A 23,276-nucleotide genomic window follows, 5' to 3' on the forward strand; every position below is an offset into this window, starting at 1 on the left:
TATTTAATATGTTGATTTTATCTTTTTAATATCTGCAATACGTTTTTCAGCGATACGGTTCGCTGCTATGTTAGTAGGTATTTCTTCTGCTTTACTTAATTTAATTACATTTCTTGTTGCGTCGTAGATATGTTCTGTAAGTTGCACGGTACGTTTTTTTCCGAAGCCTGTTAATTCTGAATAACATGAAATTAAACCGCCTGCATTAATTAAGTAATCCGGTGCAAAAAGAATTCCTTTTTTCATCAGCAACTCGCTATCCAAAACTTCGTCTTTAAGCTGATTATTCGCTGAACCCGCAATTATTGCAAATTTCATACGATCGATGGTTTTACTATTAACCGTAGCGCCCATAGCGCATGGCGCATATACATCCGCATCCACACCAAAAATCTTTTCCGCGTCGATAGGCTTTGCCTTATACTTACGGGCAACATAAGTTAACTGCTCCTGATTAATATCGCTGATCAGAACTTCTGCATTTTCCTTTCTGAGCAAAGCAACCAGGTGTTCGCCAACATTGCCAATCCCCTGAACAACAACAGTTCTGCCAGCAAGCATATCTGTGCCGAAAACTTCCTTAACACTCGCTTTAATCCCTAAATAAACACCTTGTGCAGTAAAACGAGCAGGATTTCCTGCACCACCAATCGATTCGGGAACACCTGTAACGTAACTGGTCTCCATTCGAATATATTCCATATCACGCGTGTTTGTACCCATTTCTTCAGCGGTTATAAACTCACCATTCAGGTTTTTAATAAACCTGCCATAGCTGCGCATCAGGGATTCTGTCTTATCCTTTCTGGAATCGCCGATAATTACACCTTTTCCTCCACCCAGATTTAAGCCGGTAATTGCAGATTTATAAGTCATTCCCCTTGATAAACGCAAAGCATCTTCCAGAGCTTCACCTTCTGTAGAATAACTCCACATACGTGTACCACCCAAAGCAGGGCCTAATGTAGTATCGTGAATGGCAATAATTGCTTTTAAACCTGAATCTGCATCATTACAGAAAACCAGCTTTTTATGTCCGTGAACACTTAGTTGCTCTAAAATGGATGAATCTGCGAAAGAATTTGCTGGCATAATGAACGTTCGGCTAAGCTGCTGCAAAATTAAAATAAAAAACCATTATTACATGATTTTAACCAAACTATAACAAAATTTGTTGCGCTTTGGCTAAGTTTGTATGCTATGAAACACCTGAGTCGCTTAAATAAATACTTTCTTAAATATAAATGGTGGATTATTCCTGGAAGTATTTTCGTTGTAATTTCAAATATTTTCGGTGTTATTCCAGCGCAGGTTATCGGTTATGCTTTTGATTTAATTACCGAAAACATAGAGATTTACAGCCTTTTCGACGGATTTAGCCGAAAGCAAATTATCTATGATATTTTCAGCAACAGCTTGCTTTATTTTGGATTACTTGTTATCCTGTTATATATATTACGCGGCTTGTTCTTATTCTTCATGAGGCAAACCATTATTTTAATGTCAAGGCATATTGAATTTGACATGAAGAACGATATCTACCAGCACTACCAGAAATTAAGCCTGGGGTTCTACCGCAGAAACAATACAGGTGATTTGATGAACCGGGCAACTGAAGATGTAAACCGGGTTCGAATGTATGTTGGTCCGGCAATCATGTATACTATAAACACGTTCGTTTTATCTGTACTTATTATCTGGTCAATGTTTGATGTAAATTCTAAACTTGCCATTTACTGCCTTCTACCACTACCCTTTCTGGTTATCATTATATATTATGTAAATACCTTAATATTTAAAAAGAGCGGAAAAATTCAGGAGCGATTATCAGATCTTTCGAGTTTTGTTCAGGAACGTTTTTCAGGTATTAGAATTATAAAATCCTACGTTCGCGAAGATTATACCCGAAATACGTTTGAAATACAGAGCAATGAATATAAAAGGGATTCGATGAGCCTGGTAAGGGTTTCTGCCCTTTTTTACCCAACCATGTTGTTGTTAATAGGATTGAGTACAATTTTAACAATTTACATTGGAGGTATCCAGGTAATGAACGGAAGCATTACTGCCGGGAATATCGCAGAATTCATCATTTATATAAACCAGTTGACTTTTCCGGTTACCATGCTCGGCTGGGTTACATCACTCATCCAGCGTGCTGCTGCTTCACAAAAGAGAATTAATGAATTTTTAGATATTCCTGCAGATATTCAATCGGAAAATAAAGATAAAAAAGTTCTGGAGGGCAACATCAGATTTGATAATGTGAGTTTTACCTACCCTGATACAGGAATAATGGCCCTTAAAAATGTCAGCTTTGAAATCAATCACGGTGAATTTGTAGCCATTATCGGTAAAACAGGTTCTGGAAAATCTACTTTAGCCAACCTCATTATGCGGATGTATGATGTAGAACAGGGCTCAATTAAAGTAGATAGGGATAACATTAAGTCTTTTAATCTTAAGAACTATCGTGGCCAGATTGGATTTGTTCCACAGGAAGTTTTTCTTTTTTCAGATACAATTAAGAATAATATTGCTTTCGGTTTAGATGCTGTAACAGATGAAGAGGTTTACGAAGCCGCAAAAAATGCATCAGTTTATGGGAATATTGTTGATTTCGAAGAAAAATTTGAAACCATGCTGGGTGAGCGGGGAATTACACTTTCTGGCGGGCAAAAACAACGGGTTTCCATAGCCCGAGCCTTAATTAAATCGCCACGAATTTTGATATTTGACGATTGTCTTTCTGCCGTTGATACTAAAACAGAGGAAGAAATCCTCAAAAATCTTGGTAAAATTATGAACGGAAAGACCAGTATTTTAATTGCGCACAGAATTTCGACCATTAAAAATGCAGATAAAATTTTGGTACTGGATAATGGAGAACTCATCGAACAAGGTACACATAATGAACTAATTAGTTTAAATGGGAGCTACACCGAACTTTATAACAATCAACTTTTAGAAGAAGAGCGTGGAAGTATTTAAAATGTGTTAATTCTATTTTGAACTTTAAATATTTGCTTTATATTTACCGAAACCAAAAACCAACATCAATACCAACCATGGGAGAATTCGACAATAAAGAGAGAGAAGAAGTTTTTTCAAAGAAAGTAAGAGCAGGTAAGAGAACTTATTTTTTCGATGTGAAGGCCACTCGTTCGGGTGATTATTACTTAACAGTTACCGAGAGCAAGAAAAGATTAGAAGACGGTGTGTTTGTAAAACACAAAATCTTTCTGTACAAAGAAGATTTTGAAAAATTTGCAGAAGGCTTAACAGAAACTGTTGAATACATCAAAACGCACCAGGATGTTGTTGAAAAGCGTTATGAATACTCTGAAAACGGAGAGCACAGTGCAAAAACAAATGATGATTTTTCTTTTTAAGTAAATTATAATTTCAATCTAAGTCCCGATTCCCATCGGGACTTTTTTTATGTTTAAATTCTTCTAATCCTTTCGAAATGAAAAAAGTCCTATCTACATTGCTAATCATTATTGTTTTTATCTCTTCTTACGCTCAAGAAAAAATTGATAAAAAACTTCAATTAAAATTAAATGAATTGGTTAAAGGGTTTAATGGCGATGTTGGAATTTACGTTAAAAACCTAAAAACAGGTAAAACTGCATCGGTAAATGCCGATACAATATTTCCTACGGCCAGTATGATTAAAGTGCCTATAACCTGCGGTATATTTAGTAAAATTGAGAAAGGTGAATTAGATTATCATTCAGAATTGATGTACTGCGACAGCTTATTATATGCTGGCGAAGATATTTTGGGCTCGTTTAAGGATAGTGAAAAAATCGCTTTGAATAAAGTTTTAATGTTAATGATTACAACAAGTGATAATACAGCAAGCTTATGGGCGCAGCTTTTAGCAGGAACAGGAACGGCGATAAACGAAGTAATGGCTAAGAATGGTTTAAAAGATACAAGGGTAAACTCACGCATCGCTGGAAGAAAGGATAATCAGAAGAAATATGGCTGGGGCCAGACTACGCCTAGAGAAATGGCCACGCTATTAACCCTCATCAGAGATGGTAAAATGATTAATCCTGCCGCTTCAGAAAGAATTTACCGAAACCTGATTCGTATTTTCTGGGACACTGAAGCCCTTTCACAAATTCCACCAACGGTTCAGGTTGCTTCGAAATCTGGCGCTGTTGATGCCGCCCGTTCTGAAGTTTTATTGGTTAACGCACCTCATGGCGACTATGTTTTCTGTATCACCACTAAAAATCAAAAAGATACCTCATGGAATTATAGCAATGAAGGCTGGACAATGATCCGTAAACTTAGTAATTTGTTATGGAGCTATTACGAGCCAAATTTCGGATGGAAACAACCAGAAGGCATACAAAAATATTTTAAGTAATTATGCCCTTGCCATGCTTGCAGCAAAAAGCAAGACAAAAAGGAAGTAACAAATCATGATTACGATGGTAAATATGCCCCAAAATTTAAACAAAGATTTCATGTTCATCATTGCATCGTCTAAGCTTTCCTGATCCCCATACAACACGCCTCGTTTACCCTTGTTCGAAAACCTGAACAACAATAAACTTGGATAAAAATACATCAAAGCTAAAACGAGGTAAACGATGGTTACTCCAATAGCGCCTGCGCCTGCTAGCGGGCCTAACTGTGCAACCATAGCCGGATTTGCTGTTAAAGCCGCCCCTATGCCGAAAGATCCGATAATTAGAAAAGCAGATAAAATAAATCCAATTATTGATAAGAACCTTGCCCATTTAGAAATCTCATAAATGTAACTTCTCATCTCTTCGGTAACGATTAGTTTTACTTCCTGGGGTGTTTGTTCTAAGTCTTCCATGTTTGTAATCTGTAATTTTGGATAAACTTAGATAAAATATCTAGCTGCAACAAATTCCGACCTTTAAATAAACATATTAAAAGCTTATCTTTGCCAAAGGTGAAAGGTGAAAGGTGAAAGGTGAAAGGTGAAAGGTGAAAGGTGAAAGGTGAAAGGTGAAAGGTGAAAGGTGAAAGGTGAAAGGTGAAATCGTAAATCGAAATTTAAATATAAATGGCATTACAATGTGGTATTGTTGGTTTACCAAATGTTGGAAAATCAACACTTTTTAACTGTTTATCGAATGCAAAGGCGCAGGCGGCAAACTTTCCTTTCTGTACAATTGAGCCTAATGTTGGTGTAATCACCGTGCCGGACGATAGGTTAACAAAACTTGCCGAATTGGTTAAGCCTAATAAGGTTCAGCCGAACACAATCGAGATTGTCGATATCGCGGGATTAGTAAAAGGTGCATCAAAGGGTGAAGGATTAGGCAACCAGTTTTTAGGAAACATTCGTGCAACAAATGCTATAATCCACGTTTTGCGTTGCTTTGACGATGGAAATGTAATCCATGTTGATGGTTCTGTCGACCCGATTCGTGACAGGGAAATTATAGACACCGAATTACAGCTTAAAGATTTGGATACAGTTGACAAACGCATCCAGAAAGTCGAAAAAATGGCTAAAACCGGTGGTGATAAAGATGCCAAACGTACTTATGAAATTTTGACCGTCGTAAAATCCCATTTAGAAAGCGGAAAATCTATTCGCACCGCGCCTTTAACCCAGGAAGATTTTGATTTTATTGAAGATTTAGGATTGCTTACCCAAAAACCGGTAATGTATGTTTGTAATGTTGATGAGGCATCAGTAATTTCTGGAAATAAATATGTTGACTTAGTGAAAGCTAATGTTGCTGATGAAAATGCTGAGGTATTAGTCATTTCAGCGAAAATTGAATCAGAGATTGCAGAACTGGACAGTTATGAAGAGCGCCAAGAGTTTTTAGCTGATTTAGGTTTAACAGAATCCGGAGTTAATAAATTAATTCGTGCAGCTTATAAATTATTAAATCTTTACACATACTTTACTGCTGGTGTTCAGGAAGTTAGAGCATGGACAATTACAAAAGGCTTTACTGCCCCACAAGCTGCTGGTGTAATCCACACTGATTTCGAAAAAGGATTTATTCGTGCTGAAGTTATTAAATACAACGACTTTGTGTCACTGGGTTCAGAAAATGCCTGTAAGGATGCTGGTAAATTAGGCGTTGAAGGAAAAACTTATGTTGTTGAAGATGGCGACATTATGCATTTCAGATTTAATGTGTAAACGCTGTAAAGAGGCTTAAGAATATGAAAGCTACCAGAAATGGTGGCTTTTTTTCTGAAATTATTCACTAAAATCCTTAGCGACGGAAATACAGAATACCCGGAAATTGAGGAATCTGACCGCATATTTGACAATCTCGATAGACAAAGCAATCCTTAATGCTAATGCTTTGCTGCTGTGGCACATAGCTCTAATCTTAAGGTTCGGCGAAATGTTATTAATGTAAGAGATTCATTTAAACCCAGTCTCTAGACTTCCAATCCAAAAGCGGCTAACTGTTTCCTAGTGTCCTCGTAACTTGTGTGGTGAATACCTTTTAGCCCACAATCTTCTGCAACCTGTACAAATAACATTCTGTCGTCAATGTATAAGCTTGTTGCCACATCACTCTGTGAAATGTCGATAGCTACTTTAAATATATCTGCATCCGGTTTACGGAAATGAACAAAACTCGATGAGACAAAGAAATCTACGAATTCATTTAGCTTAAAGGTATTGATGCGATACTGATTTAACTCCCGACCTTCATTACTGATTACCGCCACTTTAAGATTATATTTTTTCTTCAAATCACAGACTAATCCAATCATATCGTTGTAGGGCAATGACTTTTTAAACATAAAATCCTTGAAATCACCATAAGAAAAAGAACGTTCTTCAAAAAAAACAATTCGCTCTAAATATTCATCAAGGGTAAGTTTTCCAACTTCATATGTATCGAAAGTCAGATGATGGCGTTCTTCCAAATCTATCGAATCGAGATTGAATAATACCGCAGCTTCACCCCTTGCATGCCTGTCCCATCCGTTAGTTAGTAAAACCCCGCCGATATCCGTAAATAATGTGGTAATCTTTTGCATAAATAAAACTTAAAGTAAAACGCCTTTTAAAAATAATACAGCAAAGCTGAAATAGATAATCAATCCGGTTACATCAACCAGCGTGGCAACAAAAGGTGCGGAAGATGTGGCGGGGTCCGCACCCAATTTTTTGAGTAAAACCGGCAACATCGAACCGCTTAAAGAACCCCATAGAACCACAAAAACTAATGAAACACTTATTGTAGCGGCAATTAAAATCCAATGTTCGCCATACACGCTAGGTGCTGCGACATGCCAGACCAGAATCCGAAGGAAACCAATTATACCTAAACAAAGGCCGAGCAAAAATCCCGATGTAATTTCCCGTCTCATCACCAACCACCAATCTTTAATGGTTACTTCACCCAGAGCCATTGCCTGAATAATCAATGTTGAGGCTTGTGAACCACTATTTCCTCCACAAGAGATGATTAGCGGAATGAAAAGCGCTAAAACAGTTGCTTTATGGATCTGCCCCTCAAAAAAACCCATTGCAGTTGCGGTGAGCATTTCCCCTATCATTAAAATGGCTAGCCAGCCAACGCGCTTTTTTACCAGATTGAAAATTGAAGTATCTAAATAAGGTTCATCCAGAGCCTCTGTACCACCAATTTTATGCATATCCTCGGTGTATTCTTCATTGGCGATCCATAGAATATCATCGACTGTAACAATACCTAAAAGGATATTACTTTCATCAACAACAGGTAATGCGACACGGTTATTCATCCTGAAGATATTAATTGCATCTTCCTGTGGATCATTTGCCTTTAATGCAATGAAACGTCTATCTGTAAGTTCACCAATAATGGCCTCCGGATCAGCCAGCAAAACCTCGCGAATTCTTATGTCGTCGAGTAAAACACCATCTTTATCTATAACGTATACAACATCAATAGTTTCCGAGTTTTTGCCATATCGCCTGATGTGCGATAATACCCTTGAAATAGACCATTCTGGTTTTACAGCAATGTAATCGGGCGTCATCAAACGCCCAATACTATCCTCTTTGTAGCCTAAAAGCGCTAATGACTCTTTACGCTCCTCAGGCGGCAATAGCGTAATCATTTTTTTAACTACATCGCCTTTCAGCTCGCTAAAAAGCGCAGTCCGGTCATCAGGGGGCAAGTCTTTAATTATTTGATTTAACTTATTGCCGGAAAGTTTCTTGATAATGCGTTCTTGTGTAGGAAAATCAAGAATCCGAAATACATTTACGGCTCTGTTGAGGGAAATCGTTTCGATAAATTTAGCTGCATATTGTGGAAGTTCATCGATCAGCTGTTCAACATCGGAAATATTCAGCTCATCAAGATAAAGCTTTAATGCTTTGTCATTCTCTTTTTCAAGAAGTTCCTGAATCTCTTCTACAACCAATTCTTCCATAAACAGTTAATTGTTGTTACATGCCTTGATCTTTATAAACGGTTCGCAAAGGTGCATTTTTATTTTATAAAAATCCAATTTCAATGTTTTATAACGATTTTTTTAGCTAAAAAAATTCGATTTGCTTCTTATTTGAGTAAAATTGATTTGCTTATTAAAATGATATTCAGGCATATTGAATTTACTATTAAAATAGCTTATGTATTATGAGGAAAAAGATTTTGATTTTCTATATTTGCAACCTTAATGCTCCCGTAGTTCAATGGATAGAATTATGGTTTCCGGTACCATCGATATGAGTTCGAATCTCGTCGGGAGCACTTCAAGGAACAATCAGTTTTAAGCTGTTTGTTCCTTTTTTTGTATATAACTAATTGTTAATCAAATATACTAATTAACACATTGCTGTTCCTTCCCTCTGAATAATCATTTAATCTCAAAAGAACTTTTAGCATTCACGATGCCTTTGCTGCTTATTCCCTGTGCCATAATTAGAAACTTATCACTAATATCTCCTGCTTTGAAACTTAGCTCTAGTTCTCCTGAAGAACCAACTACAAGCCCCGACTGCCAATAAAGAGTAGACTGGTAGGCAGGGCTATCATCTGCTGGTACTGCCATATAATACTCTTTTCCACTATTTATACCTTTTATAGCTATCGATTTGCGCTCCTGCTCCGTAAGGCACCCCGTATACATTACCTGGTCTACCCTAAACCATGCTCCTTCCAGGTCTGTCCGCTTTAGGTAAAGACGACCAACAATTGGCTTACGTTGTCGTTCAAGCGGAGTTTTTTCGTAATTCAAATAATCATGGTTGCTATCGACATAATCTCCACAGGCATTTGCACCTTTTTCGCCGTATGCACCTATATTACTTTGTCTCGAGGTGATTTGGACATCTTTCAAGACGATTACATTGTGCAGGCTTTTTAGCATCTTGCGCTCCTCCTCGTTGGAAAGGTTCTCGAAGATAGTTGGCTTGCTTTGTTTTGCGAGAGCTGTAGCTACAGTTAAAAGTGGATCTTCTATTCTGATGTTATAATTATCTTTATTTCCATCGACCATGAAAAATATTTTCTTATTCTGTTCCACCATCAAATCTGAATCTTGAATATTAAATTCACCTGCTTCGTTGGTCGTAAATATGGAAGGTTTGATTCCTCCGAATGAAACCAGGCTTAAAGGCTTCTTCAATGGCTTGTTCTTACTGGTAATCAAACCTTTTTCAAACTGTAAAGCATTCCACGATGAAGAATCTGCCATAGATGCATTTGAACGCTTTGTGAAGTTTACCCAGCCTTTGATCAAAAGAACATCCTCCAGATAATCTACATCAGCCAGTCCGTCCATTGAATTACTAATGGGAAGATCTGCTATACAACTATTCAGGTAATAATAGTTTTCGATATCTGTCATAGTTGCACTAACCCTGTTGCTTTGTGCTACAGAAACAGAAATAATCCCCCCGGACGGCTTTCCATCCGGATCTTTGAGTTGTATTTTCATTTTAACAGAATCACCCTTATTGTAAGCCTCCTTAAAAGCTGCGACTTTTGGAACAAGAAAATGTTGATCATAGTGAGCAAAAAACAGCCTCTCGATTAAAGGATTGGCTGACTCATCCATTATCGTTAGCTTCGTTACCCCTTTTGAAAGGGTATTCAGTGGCAGGTTGAATATCTTAGGAGACTTTCTTAGTTGAGATCTTAGAAGAATGTATTCGCCATCCAGGTTGTGAAGCATAATTAATATTGCTTTTTCTTCAATTGATGCAATTGAGAACTTTAAACTGTCGTTGACAACCGACTTTTCTAAGTGAATGACCATTTTCGGGCCAGCTGAATGTTCCGGAAGCTGTATTTTAACTTCCCTTTTAATAAGGGTCCCCGGATTCAGGCTCAATGTATACTTTTCATCGACTTCTGGTTGAATCGAAAATGTTCCCATCCCAAGACTGTTTGTAGATACTTCGGATACAGGTTGATCATTTTTCATCAAAACCCCCTTTAATGATATGGGCCGGCCATCTGAAGTTTTTGTTTCAAAACCTACACGAGATTTAAGCCCGGTTACAAGACTTCCACCCTCAGGATAAAATTTTACATCAATGTCATTACTGCTATTACTTGGTAATTTAGCTTCATGATAATGAATTTCCCCGTCAATATCTACCCGAACTTTTATTATTGAAGGATTTTCTGATAATTCATCTCGACTAATTGTCAATAAAGCCTGCTTTCCCTTCATGATGACTGCTTTAGAATGCTTCGTGCCGGGTTGTTGGGTAATAACGATGTTTGTTTTCCTATTGGGATCGAGGCCACTGATGTCAATCTTTGCCCGGATTACGCCGTTTTTAAAGGCTGAATCAATAAGGGTAAAATTGCTGGTAAACGTTTGTTGACTTATGTTCAGAACTTTGACTGCTGAGGAAAACACTGCTATTGGCTTACGGCTGTGATCAAGCACATTGGTATTTGCAAGTAACTGGTATTTTCCTGGCGCTATCGAATCAGGCAGCAGCAGAAAGCCGGAACTGAGACCATCTTTAACGAAAAATTTTTCTGAGAGAACAACTCCTTTTGTACTTTCGTTTACTAATGAGACATTTAATAATTTATGGTCATTTAAAGGATTTGGCGTTTTAAAAAGATAAGCGCTAAACCAGATCTTTTCATTGTTGGTATAGGTACTCTTATCATGATGTAAATACAAAAAAGAGTTTTTATGAACTTTTCTGTATTTATTCAAATTATCAGTGGTTTGCTTCGGAACCTGCGCAAAAGTGGCGAGGAAATAACAAAGAAAAATTTTAGTTAAGAAAAAAATTTTCATAAATGTTTGATTTTAATTTTCCTTTTATATTTAAAACACATAAAACCTTTGTTTCATCGTATTAAACTGTCCATCGTTTCTATGCACGATTTGGTCATTTTCATTAAATAAGGTAAATTAAGGTTTATTGCCATTTTTCAAATTAAAACTAAGCAGGTAAATTTTCTTCATCCAACACATCAGGTTCTTTTTCATTTGGGTGGGTATTTCGTTTCAGGATATAAGAAAGCAACATTGCAAACACCACATAGCCAACAAAAATTATGAATCCCGGTTGGAGTGAACTGTTGTTTTGGGTTGTCGTTTTCAGTACTTCGGTATCCATATTTAAGTTGGAAAGCTGGCTTTTTAAAATACCGTTAAGACCAATATAAGTCATGCCAATACCTACAACCATTACATCAGACATATCCCATTTGCCGCATTCAAAGGCTAAATAACGAACGACCTTATTCTCTGCTAATTTATCATTCCCCCATACATGAATGCCTTTTCCAAGGAGGCGCAATACTGGAAGAATAACAACAAAAAGCATTATTAGCGCACCCACCACAATCGCATCCGGCTTAGATTGCCCTAACAAGGTTTCAACGATACCCAAAATACTTTTGCTTTGAAAAAATAATACCTGGTTTGAAAAAACAATGTTTTCTCCAAGCAACTTAAAATTCAATGTTTGTATGCGGGCATCTACTTCAATAATTGTGGTCGTTATACCCGACGCAAGGAGCACCAGTGCAAACAAGATAGACATAATAAAAAGTGTTGTTTGAAAATGAATTTGTTTCCTCATCAAAAACCACAGGCAAAGTGCAAATAATACGCAACCTAGCATTGCATAGGCGTAATTATACGTCTGTATGCGTATATCGTTCAAATGTTTGCTTATCGATTTTTCAAATTCAACTGCGTTGGAAACATGGTATTTAGAAGACATATGACGTTTAACAGCACTAAACGCCTCAGATGTACCATCATATGTTTCTGCCTCGAGCTGATCAATTTTACTATTTGCAATCCGCTTTAGCCTTTTTGTACTTGCAGGGCTGTTGATTCTGGTAATGATGGTTTTGGCAAAGGCCGGAACCATGGCGTGCAGCTCATCCTCATCTACAAAACTATTAAATGCTAGCTTCTTAAGCTTTCCACCTAATGATTTCTGCGGTTTATTAAATTGAGAAACTGTTTTATCAATTAATCCATCAAGTTGTTTTTGAATTTGCTCCTGCAATTCCACCTTCTGTTTTTTGGTCATGCTGAACCCCTTAACTTGTCGGCTGACCACTGCTGATAGTTTATCCCGCCATTGATCTACAGAAAAAATACCAAAGGTAATGTTATTTGCCACGCTGTAATCTTCTTTTATCTGTTCCTGCTCAGCAGACAAAATATGCAAGCGGTGGGCAAAATAAGCTTCTCCGAAAAGTAAGATGCTTAAGCCAACAACCAGCAAAATATTTGCAAAGCTTATTTTTCTTTTATCGGTGTATTGTTGGTTTTGTTTCAATGCTGAATTGATTACTGTTGTATGAAATATATTATTGTTAATGAGCGTCGTAAGGCGTGATAAATTTCAATATTGTCGAAAGCGTTAATCCATACAAAACAAAACTGATAAATATAATGTAGCCAGGTTGAAGTGCTGTATTATTCGTTGTAATGATTGTTAACAAATCACTTCTGATGTTTAAATTTTTAAGCTGGCTTTCCAGCAAACCATTTAAGCCTATATAAACCATTAGTATGGCTATTACGATTACATCTGCCATACTCCATTTGCCAGATTGAAAAGCAAAGTATTTAATAAATTTATTTTCGGCCAGTTTACGTCTTCCCAGCAGATGAATGCCTGTAGAGCTCAACTTCATAACCGGAAAAAGAACGCTGAAAATAAGAATCAAGACACCAACCAATATGGAATCTATGCCGGATTGCCCGATTAGAACCCTAACTACATCTATGATGCTTTTGCTTTGAAAAAACAATACCTGGTCTTTAAATACAACATGCTCGCCAAGCAGAACAAAGTCAAGTGACTTAATTCTGGCATCAACCTCTATCATGGAAGCAGTTAATCCAACTGCAAGCAAAATGAAGGCAAAAAGTAATGACATAATAAATAAAGTGCTATGCAACTCAACCCTTTTTCTAAATAACCACCAAAGGGACAAAACCACAACAATGCAGCTTAGCATCCCGAAACAATATCCATAAGTTGCCTTTCGGATATCTGCCAATGAGGTGTTAAATTTGTTATTCAATTCATCAACTGATGACACCTTGTACTTTTTAAGCATATTTGTAGTAGCAGCTTCGTTGATGGTTAAAGTGCTATCTATAGCACCGGTATTTTCCAATTGGACAAATTTGCTCATTGCCATTTTACTCATCTTTTTTTTATTGGCAGGATTATCTACCTGCGCAATGATGGTTTTTGCAAAAGCCGGAACCTGAGCCTTAATCTTATCGGTATTCACAAAATTATTAATCACGAACTTTTTGATTTTACCGTCGAGCGTTTTTTTAGGTTTATTAACCATCGCTTCGGCCTTATCAATCAAAGCGAGTATAATCTGCTCAACCTCTGTTTGCAATTCCTTTTTTTGTTTGGGCGTCATGGTAAAGTTGCGGACCTGATGGTTGACAATACCCGCTACTTTATCGTGCCACTGACCAACTGAAAACAAACCGAAAGTAATGTTATTAATATTGGAGTAATCTTCTTTTATTCGTTCCTGCTGGCCGGAAAGCACATGTAATCGGTAAGCAAATAAGCCTTCTGCGCATAGCAAGACGGTCAATAATACGATCAGCAAAAATTTGGGCAACGTTGGATTTCGCCTTTGAGGGTTTTTTTCAGTTGTTATCAAGTCGTTTTATTTTAAGAAAATGTTAATGGTAAGCTGACTGGTTTAAAACAGAAGAATAAAAAATAAATACAAAGATTAGATTCAAAAAGTCAATTTTTGTTTATTCGATTATAATTCTAATTAACAGATGAATTGAAATATGGTTTTACCATATAAAATTTTGTGCAGCTGATTTAAGAAGAAACTAATGGAATTGGATTTGTCGATTGCCCATTGCGAATGTTTGCAGAAATGATATAAATAACGATGCAGGATAATCAGGGGATCACGATTAAATGGAAGATTTCCAGCAAAAAATTTAGCCCCGTGCCGACTTAATCCTTACAATTTAGGCATGGTTATTCCTTTGGGTGCTTAGATGTATAAAGTAATACCTAAATTTTAAGTTTGTAAAAGGAAGGAAAGTTATTAATGGAATGGTAGTCACTCAATTTTCAGCAATTAAGCCAAATAAAAAACTTCTTTAAGAGGTAACGAAACAGGCGAATTGTCCGGATTGCTCTCCATTATATCGCCCATAAACGCCCACCATTTTTGCATAATGGGTTGTTCAGGTAATTTCTTAATAAGTTCAGGATTTGCAATTTTTAAAACGGCAAATAAATCGTTTGTGTTCTTATCATGGAAGATCGAATAATCCGTTATGCCCGTCTCACTGAGCAATGCCGCCAGTTCAGGCCAGATTTCTTTATGTCGTTTCTCATATTCCTGTTCGTAACCGGAAAACAGCTTCATTTTAAATGCTATTCTTACCATGTGTGTTTTTATTATTTTTGATATACCCTGACATAGTCTACTTCCATTCGGTTTGGAAATTTGGTGTCATTTAATTCTCCACCATTTAGGCCACCCATTGCCAAATTTAAAAGGATGTAGTGTTTTTGCCTGAAGGGATTTACGCTGCTCCCATCTTCATTTTTTAATTTATCTAACGAAGTTTTGTTCAGCAGTACATCATCTACATATAAACTTATGGCTTCACTATCCCAATCCATACGCCAGATATGAAACTTTGATGCCCATTTCGTTCCGCCCAATTCTTCTGTTGATTTGGTATTGCTAAACCATTTCGGTTTATTATTAGCACCAAGCGAGGCAATATTTGCGAGTATTTTACCACGATAATATTCCATAATATCGATTTCTCCATTGCCTGGCCATCTTCCATTCTCACCTAAAGTCCAGAAAGCCGGCCATAATCCTGAGGAGATATTTATTCTTCCTCTCATTTCAAAACGACCATATTGAAAACTTTGTAGGCCCTTAGTAATTAAACAAGCCGACGTATATTCAATGTTTTTAGGCTTTTTGCGCCAATTATTACTGCCTTCTTCGTACAACGGATTCGGCTTCATTTCTTTACGTGCTTCAATAACAAGCAAGCCATTCCTGCAAAATGCATTTTCCGGCTGATACCATTGCAACTCCTCATTTCTCACAAAACCTTTCTCATAAGTCCAGTTCTTTGCATCAGGTATTCCATCTTTCTCAAACTCATCCGACCAAACCAGATTATATCCTTCTTTTGAATATTGCTGTGCTGATAGCGAACTAGCGTTTAACAAAGCGTAAAATGGCAGTAGAAAAAGAATTTTGCTTTTCATTCTAAATTGGATTAATTGACACCTTATTTATTGCAAGGAGAACGTTTTAAGCTTTTATTCACGCAAGTTATCGTGCTGCTTATGAAATTTAGTTTTTCTTTCTTTTACTTAAAGACGCTCAGATTCCACCTGTCTGACCATTCGATTTTTAATTTATTTTCCTCAAACTGAATTGGCAACCATAAATAACGTCCGTCGATTGCATTTTTTGGTTCCCATTTATCTGCCATAAAAATGAACGCATTCTTTTTCCCCGGCGCAGGAAGCACATGCGTACTTTGACCGCCAAATGTTTTTTCTGAACCCGGCCCTACACATGGGTTACCCATATATTCCCATGGACCGAAAATTGATTTTGCTTTAAACCACCTCGCGGGATTTGGAGCCCAGCCCGTACAACCAGAACCTACCATATAGTAAATTCCATTTTTTTTAAATAAAGCTGGCGCTTCCGTTTGCTGGCCAACATAAATTCGGATGAATTTTCCAGTATGGCCCAAATAATCAGGCGTTAGTTCTGCTAAATGTAAAGTATAGTTCTCTTCTGATGAAAATACGTGGTAGGCTTTACCATTATCATCAACAAAAACCGTCATATCTCTGGCCATTTGTCCGCCAGGTAAATCGCGACAGAAGAAACCATCACTTTTATTTGCAGGTTTATCACAATTAACTTTTTCATTTTCGGGGGTTAGCGCTGCGTAAAACGGCAATTTCCCAGCGTTAGGACGATAACTTTTAATGAACGAATAGGGTCCGGTTGCTTTATCTGCCGTGGCAACACCTGCGCGGGCAGCTTCGTAACCTTTGCCTAGAAGCTCCAGGTGAAACCACATTACAAATTTTCTCGTTTTCTTATTGTAAATAACTTTTGGTCGCTCCAAAATACAGCCCTTTGCAATATCATTTCTTAAATCACTAGAAACTTTAAGTGCAATACCCTCATCTTTCCAGTTGTATAAATCTTTTGATGAATAGCAATGAACACCAACCTGGGCAGTATTTCCTTTTTCACCTTCAATTTTATGTTCTCCAAACCAATAATACAGGCCTTGAACATAAACAATGCCGCCTCCATGTGCATTGATGTGGACACCATTATTATCTTTCCAAATTTTGCCGGGTGTAAAATTCTGGTAGGTTTTCTGAGAAAAAACCAGATTGCTGTTTAACAAACTACAAAAAATAAACCAAAGGAATAAGGGTAAACGATTATGCATAAAACGGATGATAACGAAGTGGTAAATGGAACCTGAGTATATCAAATGTGTAAATTGATCGGGTCATCCGAAGACGACCCGAAAAACTAACCAAAATATCATTTAATAACCAGGATTTTGAGTTAATACAGCATCTTTATTCAACTGTATTTCATTTAGTGGAATTGGCAATAACAATGCTTTTGATGTTAAGCCGGTAATCGGTTTAGATGCATCATTTGAATTTAACCGAAGTGCGCGTTCTACTAAAGTTCCGGTTCTCATTAAAGTCATTCTTCTGTTTTCTTCACCGATTAATTCCCTGGCCCTTTCATCAAGAATAAAATCTTTTGTCATATCAGCAGCGGTCACCTGAGCTGCATTTGCTCTGGTCCGCAATACATTAATTGTAGTCGCAGCTTCGGCAGTTTTACCTTGGGCAACCTGTGCTTCAGCAAGTAGCAAATAAGTTTCTCCCAGGCGCATCAGGATAAAATCCTTAATCATTGCATAGCCAAAAGTATCGTTTGGATCGAAAGCGCCCCATTTGGTTGTACTTGGGCATATGTTAATTAACGTATCCGGACCTGTAAAAGGAACTTGCTTACCAAATCTGGCCGCATAAGTTGGATTTGGGTCATTATAATAATATCTTCTGCGAATGTTGTATTGCGAATTGCGGATGTCGTTTCCTTTATATAAACCATAAAGAACCCAGTTGCTTAACCGCAATCTGCCGATTGAACGACCACCTAATGAATCGGCTAGCGCCATACCAGCAATGTTGTAATAAGCAGCACCAAACACCCTTCTTTGTTGAGGACTGTCACTAATTCCGCCAACCACACTAGCTGGATTTTCCTGTTCTAATACCCAGATGGCCTCAGTATTACCTTGCGCTCTTCTTTGATTTCCATATTGGAACATATCAGAATAATAATCTCCAGCCTGACTGGTTTTAACACCATAACGGTTTTTAATTAAGCTGAATTTGCCGCTGCTGATGATTGCCTGAGCTTGTTGTTCGGCTAAATCTGGCTTACCAATGCGAAGGTAGACCTCAGCAAGCAATTGCATCGCCATAAATTTATTAGCTCTGGCATACATCTTACCTTTAGAATTCGTTTTAACCGCTTCAATATCCGGCAAATTTGTTACTGCATATTGCAAATCAGAGACAATGAAGTTGTTTACATCCGCTATTGGAGCCCTCACAAAGTCTGTTTTTGGACCGGTCAGTGCATGGGTTATTAACGGCACTCCGCCAAACAAAGTTGCTAAGTTGTTGTAAGCATAAGCCCTGAAAAATTTAGCTTCCGCATTTACTAAATTTTTACCCCTTGCGCTAATAGTCGTAACACTCGGATTCTCAATTCCATCTACAATAATGTTAGTTAAATTTATCATTACATAGTTTCTGTTCCAGGTACGGGCAGCACCGTTGTCTGTAGGTGTTAGCGTAGCATAGTTATAGTAAGGAATTTCTACACCCTGCTGATTGTTCGTTGCGTTTGCAACATCGGTACCAACCTGCCAAACACTTGGCCAGCCCTGTTGTTCAGACCAGGTAAACAATGTACTTGTATGATTATACAATCCAATTAACGATGCTTCAAATCCAAGTGAATCTGTAAGCGTTAATGGCGTATATGATGAAAACGGTTTCTCATCTAAAAATGCTTTCTTGCACGATGAAAATGCAACAAATAGCACTGATAATGATGCAATTATGGTTATATATTTTTTCATGATGATTATAAATTAACGTAATGAAACATTTAAACCCAATACGAAAGTTCTTGTTAAAGGATAATTATTTGTCCAATCACCCGAGCCTCTGGAAGAATAATTATTTTCAGGATCCCAACCTATCCAATTGGTAAAGGTGTACAGGTTACGGCCACTCGCGTAAACCGTTAAGCCGCCAAGGTGAAGTTTATCTAATAAAGTCTGACTGAAGACATAACTTAAAGTAACATCCTTGATTCTCGTGTAACTTGCATCAGAAGCGTAGCCATAGCCCAGCGTGTTATTATAAGATAATGCAGGCCTTGTCTGACTCATGTTTTCCGCTGTCCAATAACCAATCTCTGCAGGCGTATTTCTCCTACCTGTTTCATCACCATAAGTTAAATCCTGGTTGTTTTTAGTCATGCCTTGTGCAGTTTGAATAAAAATACTCAGGTTAATGTTTTTGTAATGGAAGGTATTAGTTAAACCACCGGTCCATTTTGGATCAATTTGTCCTAAAATGGTTCTGTCATCTGCTGTAATTCTACCGTCACCATTCAAGTCAGCAAATTTCAAACTACCTGGTCTTGCCGTTGGATCTTGTTTAGAAACATCTTCTCCGGTTTGCCAAACGCCGGTCATTTGATAATCGTAAATTACTCTGATTGGTTTTCCTAAAAACCACCTGTTTCCTAAATCATTTTTGCCATCACCATATAAATCGGTGATTTTGTTCTTGTTAGTTGCAAAAACGATAGCAGTTTCCCAACGGAAATCTTTACCAGTGAAATTTTGAGTGTTTAAGGTTACTTCTAAGCCTTTGTTTGTTGTTTTACCGATATTTTCTAAAACTCTCGAATATCCAGTAATAATAGGTAAGCTTCTGTTTAACAATAAACCACTCGTTTTATTTTGATAAGCTTCTACTGTACCACTGATTCTGTTATTGAGAATTCCGAAGTCTAAACCAATATTGGCTGTTTTTGTCGTTTCCCATTGTAACGAAATATTACCTAAGTTGTTTGGAACTACACCAATTGTGCTTATGCCATTAAATGGGTAGCGTACAGAACCATCTGTGGTAATGGTGTTGTAAACGCCAACTGCCTCATTACCGGTTTTACCGTAGGATAACCTCAACTTTAAATTATTGAAGACTTTAGAATTTTTCATAAAATCTTCGTTAATGATGTTCCAGCCAATTGCAGCAGAAGGAAAAACACCATATTTGGTTGTATTTGCGCCAAATACCGAAGAACCGTCTCTACGTGCCGTTAAAGTAAACAAGTATTTACTGTCGTATGAATAGAATAAACGTCCCATTTGTGAGTTTAATCCATATCTATCGCGGAATGAACCACTTGTTTGCGTTGCACCTGCACCAATATTATCAAGGCCTAGTTCATCGTTAACAAAACCAACTGCACCCGCTGTAGTGGAATTGTATTTACGTTCCTGCGCACTGTATAAAGCCGTAAAATCGAAATGGTGTTTTTTAATATCTTTAGAATAAGTTAAGATATTTTCAATAGTATAACTGTTTGTAGATGCATTGAAACTACTAGCAGTACCATTCAAATCATTGGCTAAGCGGCCAATATAACTTCCTCTCCGCTCAGGAAAGTAGGTATAACCTGCATTTAAACGAAACTTTAAACCCGTTAAGGCGCCTGGAAATTTTACTTCTGCATATCCGTTTCCGTTGATATTTGTTGTTCTGCTTATTTGCGTTGTAGTTAAACCTAACAAGGGGTTTGTGTATAACTGCTCCGGACTCATCGGGTAAATTGCATAAGTTCCGTTTGCATTATACTGCTGACCATAAGGGCTCATTGCTGTTGCGAACAATAAGTTTGCTCTGCCACCATCGTAGTTGTTACTGGTTAAAAACAGTGAAGTACCAACGGTTAAGAAACTCGTTACATTAACATCTAAGTTGGAACGTAAACCAATTCGTTTAAAATCATATCCCCTAATTACGCCTTTTTGTTTAAGGTAATCGCCGGAAATAAAATATTTAACATCTTGAGAACCACCAGAAATACCAACGTTATGATCCTGAATTACGCCTTGTTGCGTTGCTTCTTTAACCCAGTCGGTTGTTGTGCCCGCGTTATATGCAGGAAGCTCACCGATATTCGGGACAGGTCTCTGCTGTACTTGACCAGTTTGTTTAAGAAAGTCAGCATATTTTTGAACATATTCTGCGCCGCTTCTTGGTTCAAGGATGTGCGCTAAATTATCAATACCTGCATACCCGCTGTAGCGGATTACCGGCTTCCCTGCCGTACCCCTTTTTGTTGTAATCAAGATAACGCCATTTGATCCATTTGTACCATAAATTGCCGTAGCACTCGCATCTTTTAAAATTTCTACAGATGCAATATCGTTTGGATTGATGTCATTTAAAGAACCTCCTGTTTTACTTAATGGCACACCATCTACAACTACATAAGGACCACTGCCGGCAGTAATTGAATTCTGGCCCCTGATTAAGGCATTTGGCTGGCTACCCGGAACTGATGAAGTTGTGGTAACATTTACGCCCGCAACGGCACCTTCGATAGATTGTAAAACGTTAGTAACCGGTAATTGAGATAACCTGGCTTTTGGTACCGAAACTACCGAACCTGTAACATCCGAACGCTTTTGAGTACCATAACCAATAACAACAACATCGTTAAGTGTTTTATCAGATTCTTCAGCGAGGTTTACATTTACCTGGGTATCATTACCAAGCACAACGGACTTCGAAGTATAGCCAATAAATGTATAAACAAGCGTTTCGCCTTTTGTGGCTGCTATTCTGTAACGGCCATTTCCATCAGAAATAGCAACCTTAGCCGTATTTTGGTTTTTGATTGTTGCACCTGGAATCGGTAATCCTTTGGCATCGAGAACGGTACCGGAAACATCCGTGCTTCCCGTTTGAGCTAATGCGCTTATCGGGTTTATTTCTGCCATCAGAAATATTGCGAGTAAGGCTAGCATACACCTAATTGGTGAAAGTAAATTTTTTAGCATAATGATTATTTGGTTAGTTATTTATTTGGTGATTGATTGTTTAATATTTTTTTCTGAAAACTTTTTTCTTCAAAAAATTTATTTGCGCATTAGCGGCTAACTTAAGCTCCGATGTCGATCTTCATAAATTTTACATTTGGTTGAAACAAATTAACTACAAATAGGCTTTCGCCGTGAGCGGTAATATGGTAATTAATAGGGGGTAAATTCTAACTAATTATTATAAAAATGCGTTTTTAAGCGTTTTAAGAAAAGGATAATAATTTTTAAACGTAAAAACTACGTTTATTTTTCGGAATAAGAGACAGCCTTATCCATTGCTTTTATTTTTTTTAAACCGTTATCTTAAATCCGCACTGTGGTCATTCGGAAAGTCTTCTCCTGCCCAAATCTTTTGTGAGCTCCATTTAGCCGCCGGATTTGCCCAAAACGCATCAGTTGATGGCAAGCCCAAAGGCAGGAAAATATTGCTGCAAATGTATGGACTGCCCTGGTTATTATAGAAGTCGCCAAGATCGGGTTGTGAACCATATAAGCCAATGGTTAGCCAGCCATTATTATAAGTTGTCGGGCTTTCCAAAGTTTTCCTGATAACCGCTGTTAAAGCACAACGTACCTGCTCCGGACTTAATTGTTTAGGTAAAACTTTTCTAAAGGCCATGTCTGCCAAATGGTGAAAAGCGCCACCACGATAAACAATTGAGCGGCCCGTTGCCGGATAAGTCCCGTCTGTATTAATTAAACGCTCCTGAATAATTGCATAGCGTTCATTACGCTTTTTAATCTTTTCGAACATCGTGTTGTAATCTCTTACTTTGCTTCCAATTACATTCGAGATTGTAGCCAAATATGGGTGAATAACATAACTATTATAATAATCAAAAGCATATGTACTACCATCTTTATACATGCCGTCGCCAACATACCATTGCTCCATTTGTTGTAAGGCATAATCAACACGCATTGGATCCCAGCTGTAACCAAATTTGGCTAAAAAGGCTTCATTCATAGCGGAAAACAACAACCAGTTTGAAAATACCGGCTTAAATTTTCGGGTGGTAATGATGGATTTCATCATTAACTCCTGATTCTTTTTATCGAGATTTTCCCATAGCCATGGCGCACGGATAAATGCCAGGGCAACATAGGATGCATCCACGAGCTGTTGTCCTCCGATATCGTAATTCATGAAATCTTTTGCATTGGAGTCCAATGAATTTTTCAAACCCAGAATTGCCCAGGCTCTATATTGCTTTCTTAAAGCGACTTCGGCTGCCTCGCCGCCTTCAAGTTGTAACCAGGGTGCAATCCCACTTAAAACCCTTCCTAAAACCTCTACATATTGTACTTTAATTCTGTGCTCCTTATTATCAACATGAATGGATGTGACCTTAGGCATATTGATTTTTAAGCTGTCTTTTGCTAAATTATATAAAACAGGTTTCACCATTTTGTCCATCTGCTGAAGCCAGAATTGTCTTTCCGTTAAAACAGCTGTTTGCTTGCCTGCTTTTTTCTTTTGACCAAAGGCTGGTGCAGCAATAAAGGCAATTGCAATAAAGTTTAGGAACAGCTTTTTAGTTAGGGTTTTCATATAGGTTGTTTGG

General features: G+C 37.6%; 17 protein-coding genes and 1 tRNA gene. 5 read left to right on the top strand and 13 right to left on the bottom strand.

Annotated features, from left to right (window positions below; translation table 11 throughout):
- Positions 1-3 precede the first annotated feature (3 nt).
- On the bottom strand, positions 4-1,092 hold the full coding sequence (locus tag ASF92_RS08300) for a Glu/Leu/Phe/Val dehydrogenase (protein WP_056090694.1): 1,089 nt from the start codon (positions 1,090-1,092) through the stop codon (positions 4-6).
- 108 nt (positions 1,093-1,200) lie between these two features.
- Here ASF92_RS08300 and ASF92_RS08305 point away from each other — a divergent pair, with 108 nt between their 5' ends.
- From ASF92_RS08305 to ASF92_RS08315, 3 genes are all read left to right on the top strand, one after another.
- Positions 1,201-2,991 carry an ABC transporter ATP-binding protein gene (locus tag ASF92_RS08305; RefSeq protein WP_056090697.1) on the top strand — a complete coding sequence of 597 codons (1,791 nt, stop codon included), beginning with the start codon at positions 1,201-1,203 and terminating at the stop codon, positions 2,989-2,991.
- 77 nt (positions 2,992-3,068) lie between these two features.
- A complete protein-coding gene (locus ASF92_RS08310; RefSeq protein WP_056090700.1) occupies positions 3,069-3,392 on the top strand; it encodes a DUF3276 family protein in 324 nt (107 codons plus the stop codon).
- Between the two features lie 77 nt (positions 3,393-3,469).
- Positions 3,470-4,384, top strand: a complete 915-nt coding sequence (locus ASF92_RS08315) for a serine hydrolase (RefSeq protein ID WP_056090703.1) — start codon at positions 3,470-3,472, stop codon at positions 4,382-4,384.
- On the opposite strand, the gene ASF92_RS08320 is transcribed toward ASF92_RS08315, so the two are convergent.
- Positions 4,385-4,843 carry a DUF5362 family protein gene (locus ASF92_RS08320; protein ID WP_056090707.1) on the bottom strand — a complete coding sequence of 153 codons (459 nt, stop codon included), beginning with the start codon at positions 4,841-4,843 and terminating at the stop codon, positions 4,385-4,387.
- A 213-nt stretch (positions 4,844-5,056) separates the two neighbouring features.
- Between ASF92_RS08320 and ychF the strand changes: the two genes are divergently transcribed.
- Positions 5,057-6,157 carry a redox-regulated ATPase YchF gene (gene ychF / locus ASF92_RS08325; protein WP_056090710.1) on the top strand — a complete coding sequence of 367 codons (1,101 nt, stop codon included), beginning with the start codon at positions 5,057-5,059 and terminating at the stop codon, positions 6,155-6,157.
- Positions 6,158-6,405: 248 nt separating this feature from the next.
- On the opposite strand, the gene ASF92_RS08330 is transcribed toward ychF, so the two are convergent.
- Both ASF92_RS08330 and mgtE read right to left on the bottom strand, forming a co-directional pair.
- Complete coding sequence (locus ASF92_RS08330; RefSeq protein ID WP_056090712.1) at positions 6,406-7,017, bottom strand: HAD hydrolase-like protein; 612 nt, start codon at positions 7,015-7,017, stop codon at positions 6,406-6,408.
- Positions 7,018-7,026: 9 nt separating this feature from the next.
- Positions 7,027-8,403, bottom strand: a complete 1,377-nt coding sequence (mgtE, locus tag ASF92_RS08335; RefSeq protein WP_056090716.1) for a magnesium transporter — start codon at positions 8,401-8,403, stop codon at positions 7,027-7,029.
- A gap of 248 nt (positions 8,404-8,651) precedes the next feature.
- Here mgtE and ASF92_RS08340 point away from each other — a divergent pair.
- Positions 8,652-8,723, top strand: a tRNA-Arg gene (locus ASF92_RS08340).
- A gap of 106 nt (positions 8,724-8,829) precedes the next feature.
- On the opposite strand, the gene ASF92_RS08345 is transcribed toward ASF92_RS08340, so the two are convergent.
- The 9 genes from ASF92_RS08345 to ASF92_RS08385 form a co-directional block, all read right to left on the bottom strand.
- A complete protein-coding gene (locus ASF92_RS08345; RefSeq protein ID WP_056090720.1) occupies positions 8,830-11,241 on the bottom strand; it encodes a hypothetical protein in 2,412 nt (803 codons plus the stop codon).
- 148 nt (positions 11,242-11,389) lie between these two features.
- A complete protein-coding gene (locus ASF92_RS08350; RefSeq protein ID WP_231729770.1) occupies positions 11,390-12,589 on the bottom strand; it encodes a paraquat-inducible protein A in 1,200 nt (399 codons plus the stop codon).
- A gap of 196 nt (positions 12,590-12,785) precedes the next feature.
- Positions 12,786-14,111, bottom strand: coding sequence for a paraquat-inducible protein A (locus ASF92_RS08355; protein WP_231729771.1), 1,326 nt, complete (start codon positions 14,109-14,111; stop codon positions 12,786-12,788).
- A gap of 441 nt (positions 14,112-14,552) precedes the next feature.
- Complete coding sequence (gene rhaM, locus ASF92_RS08360) at positions 14,553-14,867, bottom strand: L-rhamnose mutarotase (protein ID WP_056090728.1); 315 nt, start codon at positions 14,865-14,867, stop codon at positions 14,553-14,555.
- A gap of 11 nt (positions 14,868-14,878) precedes the next feature.
- On the bottom strand, positions 14,879-15,715 hold the full coding sequence (locus tag ASF92_RS08365) for a family 16 glycosylhydrolase (RefSeq protein WP_056090731.1): 837 nt from the start codon (positions 15,713-15,715) through the stop codon (positions 14,879-14,881).
- Between the two features lie 104 nt (positions 15,716-15,819).
- A complete protein-coding gene (locus ASF92_RS08370; RefSeq protein WP_082489497.1) occupies positions 15,820-16,935 on the bottom strand; it encodes a glycoside hydrolase family 43 protein in 1,116 nt (371 codons plus the stop codon).
- 102 nt (positions 16,936-17,037) lie between these two features.
- On the bottom strand, positions 17,038-18,663 hold the full coding sequence (locus ASF92_RS08375; RefSeq protein WP_056090733.1) for a RagB/SusD family nutrient uptake outer membrane protein: 1,626 nt from the start codon (positions 18,661-18,663) through the stop codon (positions 17,038-17,040).
- A 12-nt stretch (positions 18,664-18,675) separates the two neighbouring features.
- On the bottom strand, positions 18,676-21,609 hold the full coding sequence (locus ASF92_RS08380; RefSeq protein WP_231729772.1) for a TonB-dependent receptor: 2,934 nt from the start codon (positions 21,607-21,609) through the stop codon (positions 18,676-18,678).
- A gap of 400 nt (positions 21,610-22,009) precedes the next feature.
- Positions 22,010-23,263 carry a DUF2264 domain-containing protein gene (locus tag ASF92_RS08385; RefSeq protein WP_082489498.1) on the bottom strand — a complete coding sequence of 418 codons (1,254 nt, stop codon included), beginning with the start codon at positions 23,261-23,263 and terminating at the stop codon, positions 22,010-22,012.
- Positions 23,264-23,276 lie beyond the last annotated feature (13 nt).

Source organism: Pedobacter sp. Leaf176, assembly GCF_001424305.1.
Lineage (GTDB): Bacteria > Bacteroidota > Bacteroidia > Sphingobacteriales > Sphingobacteriaceae > Pedobacter.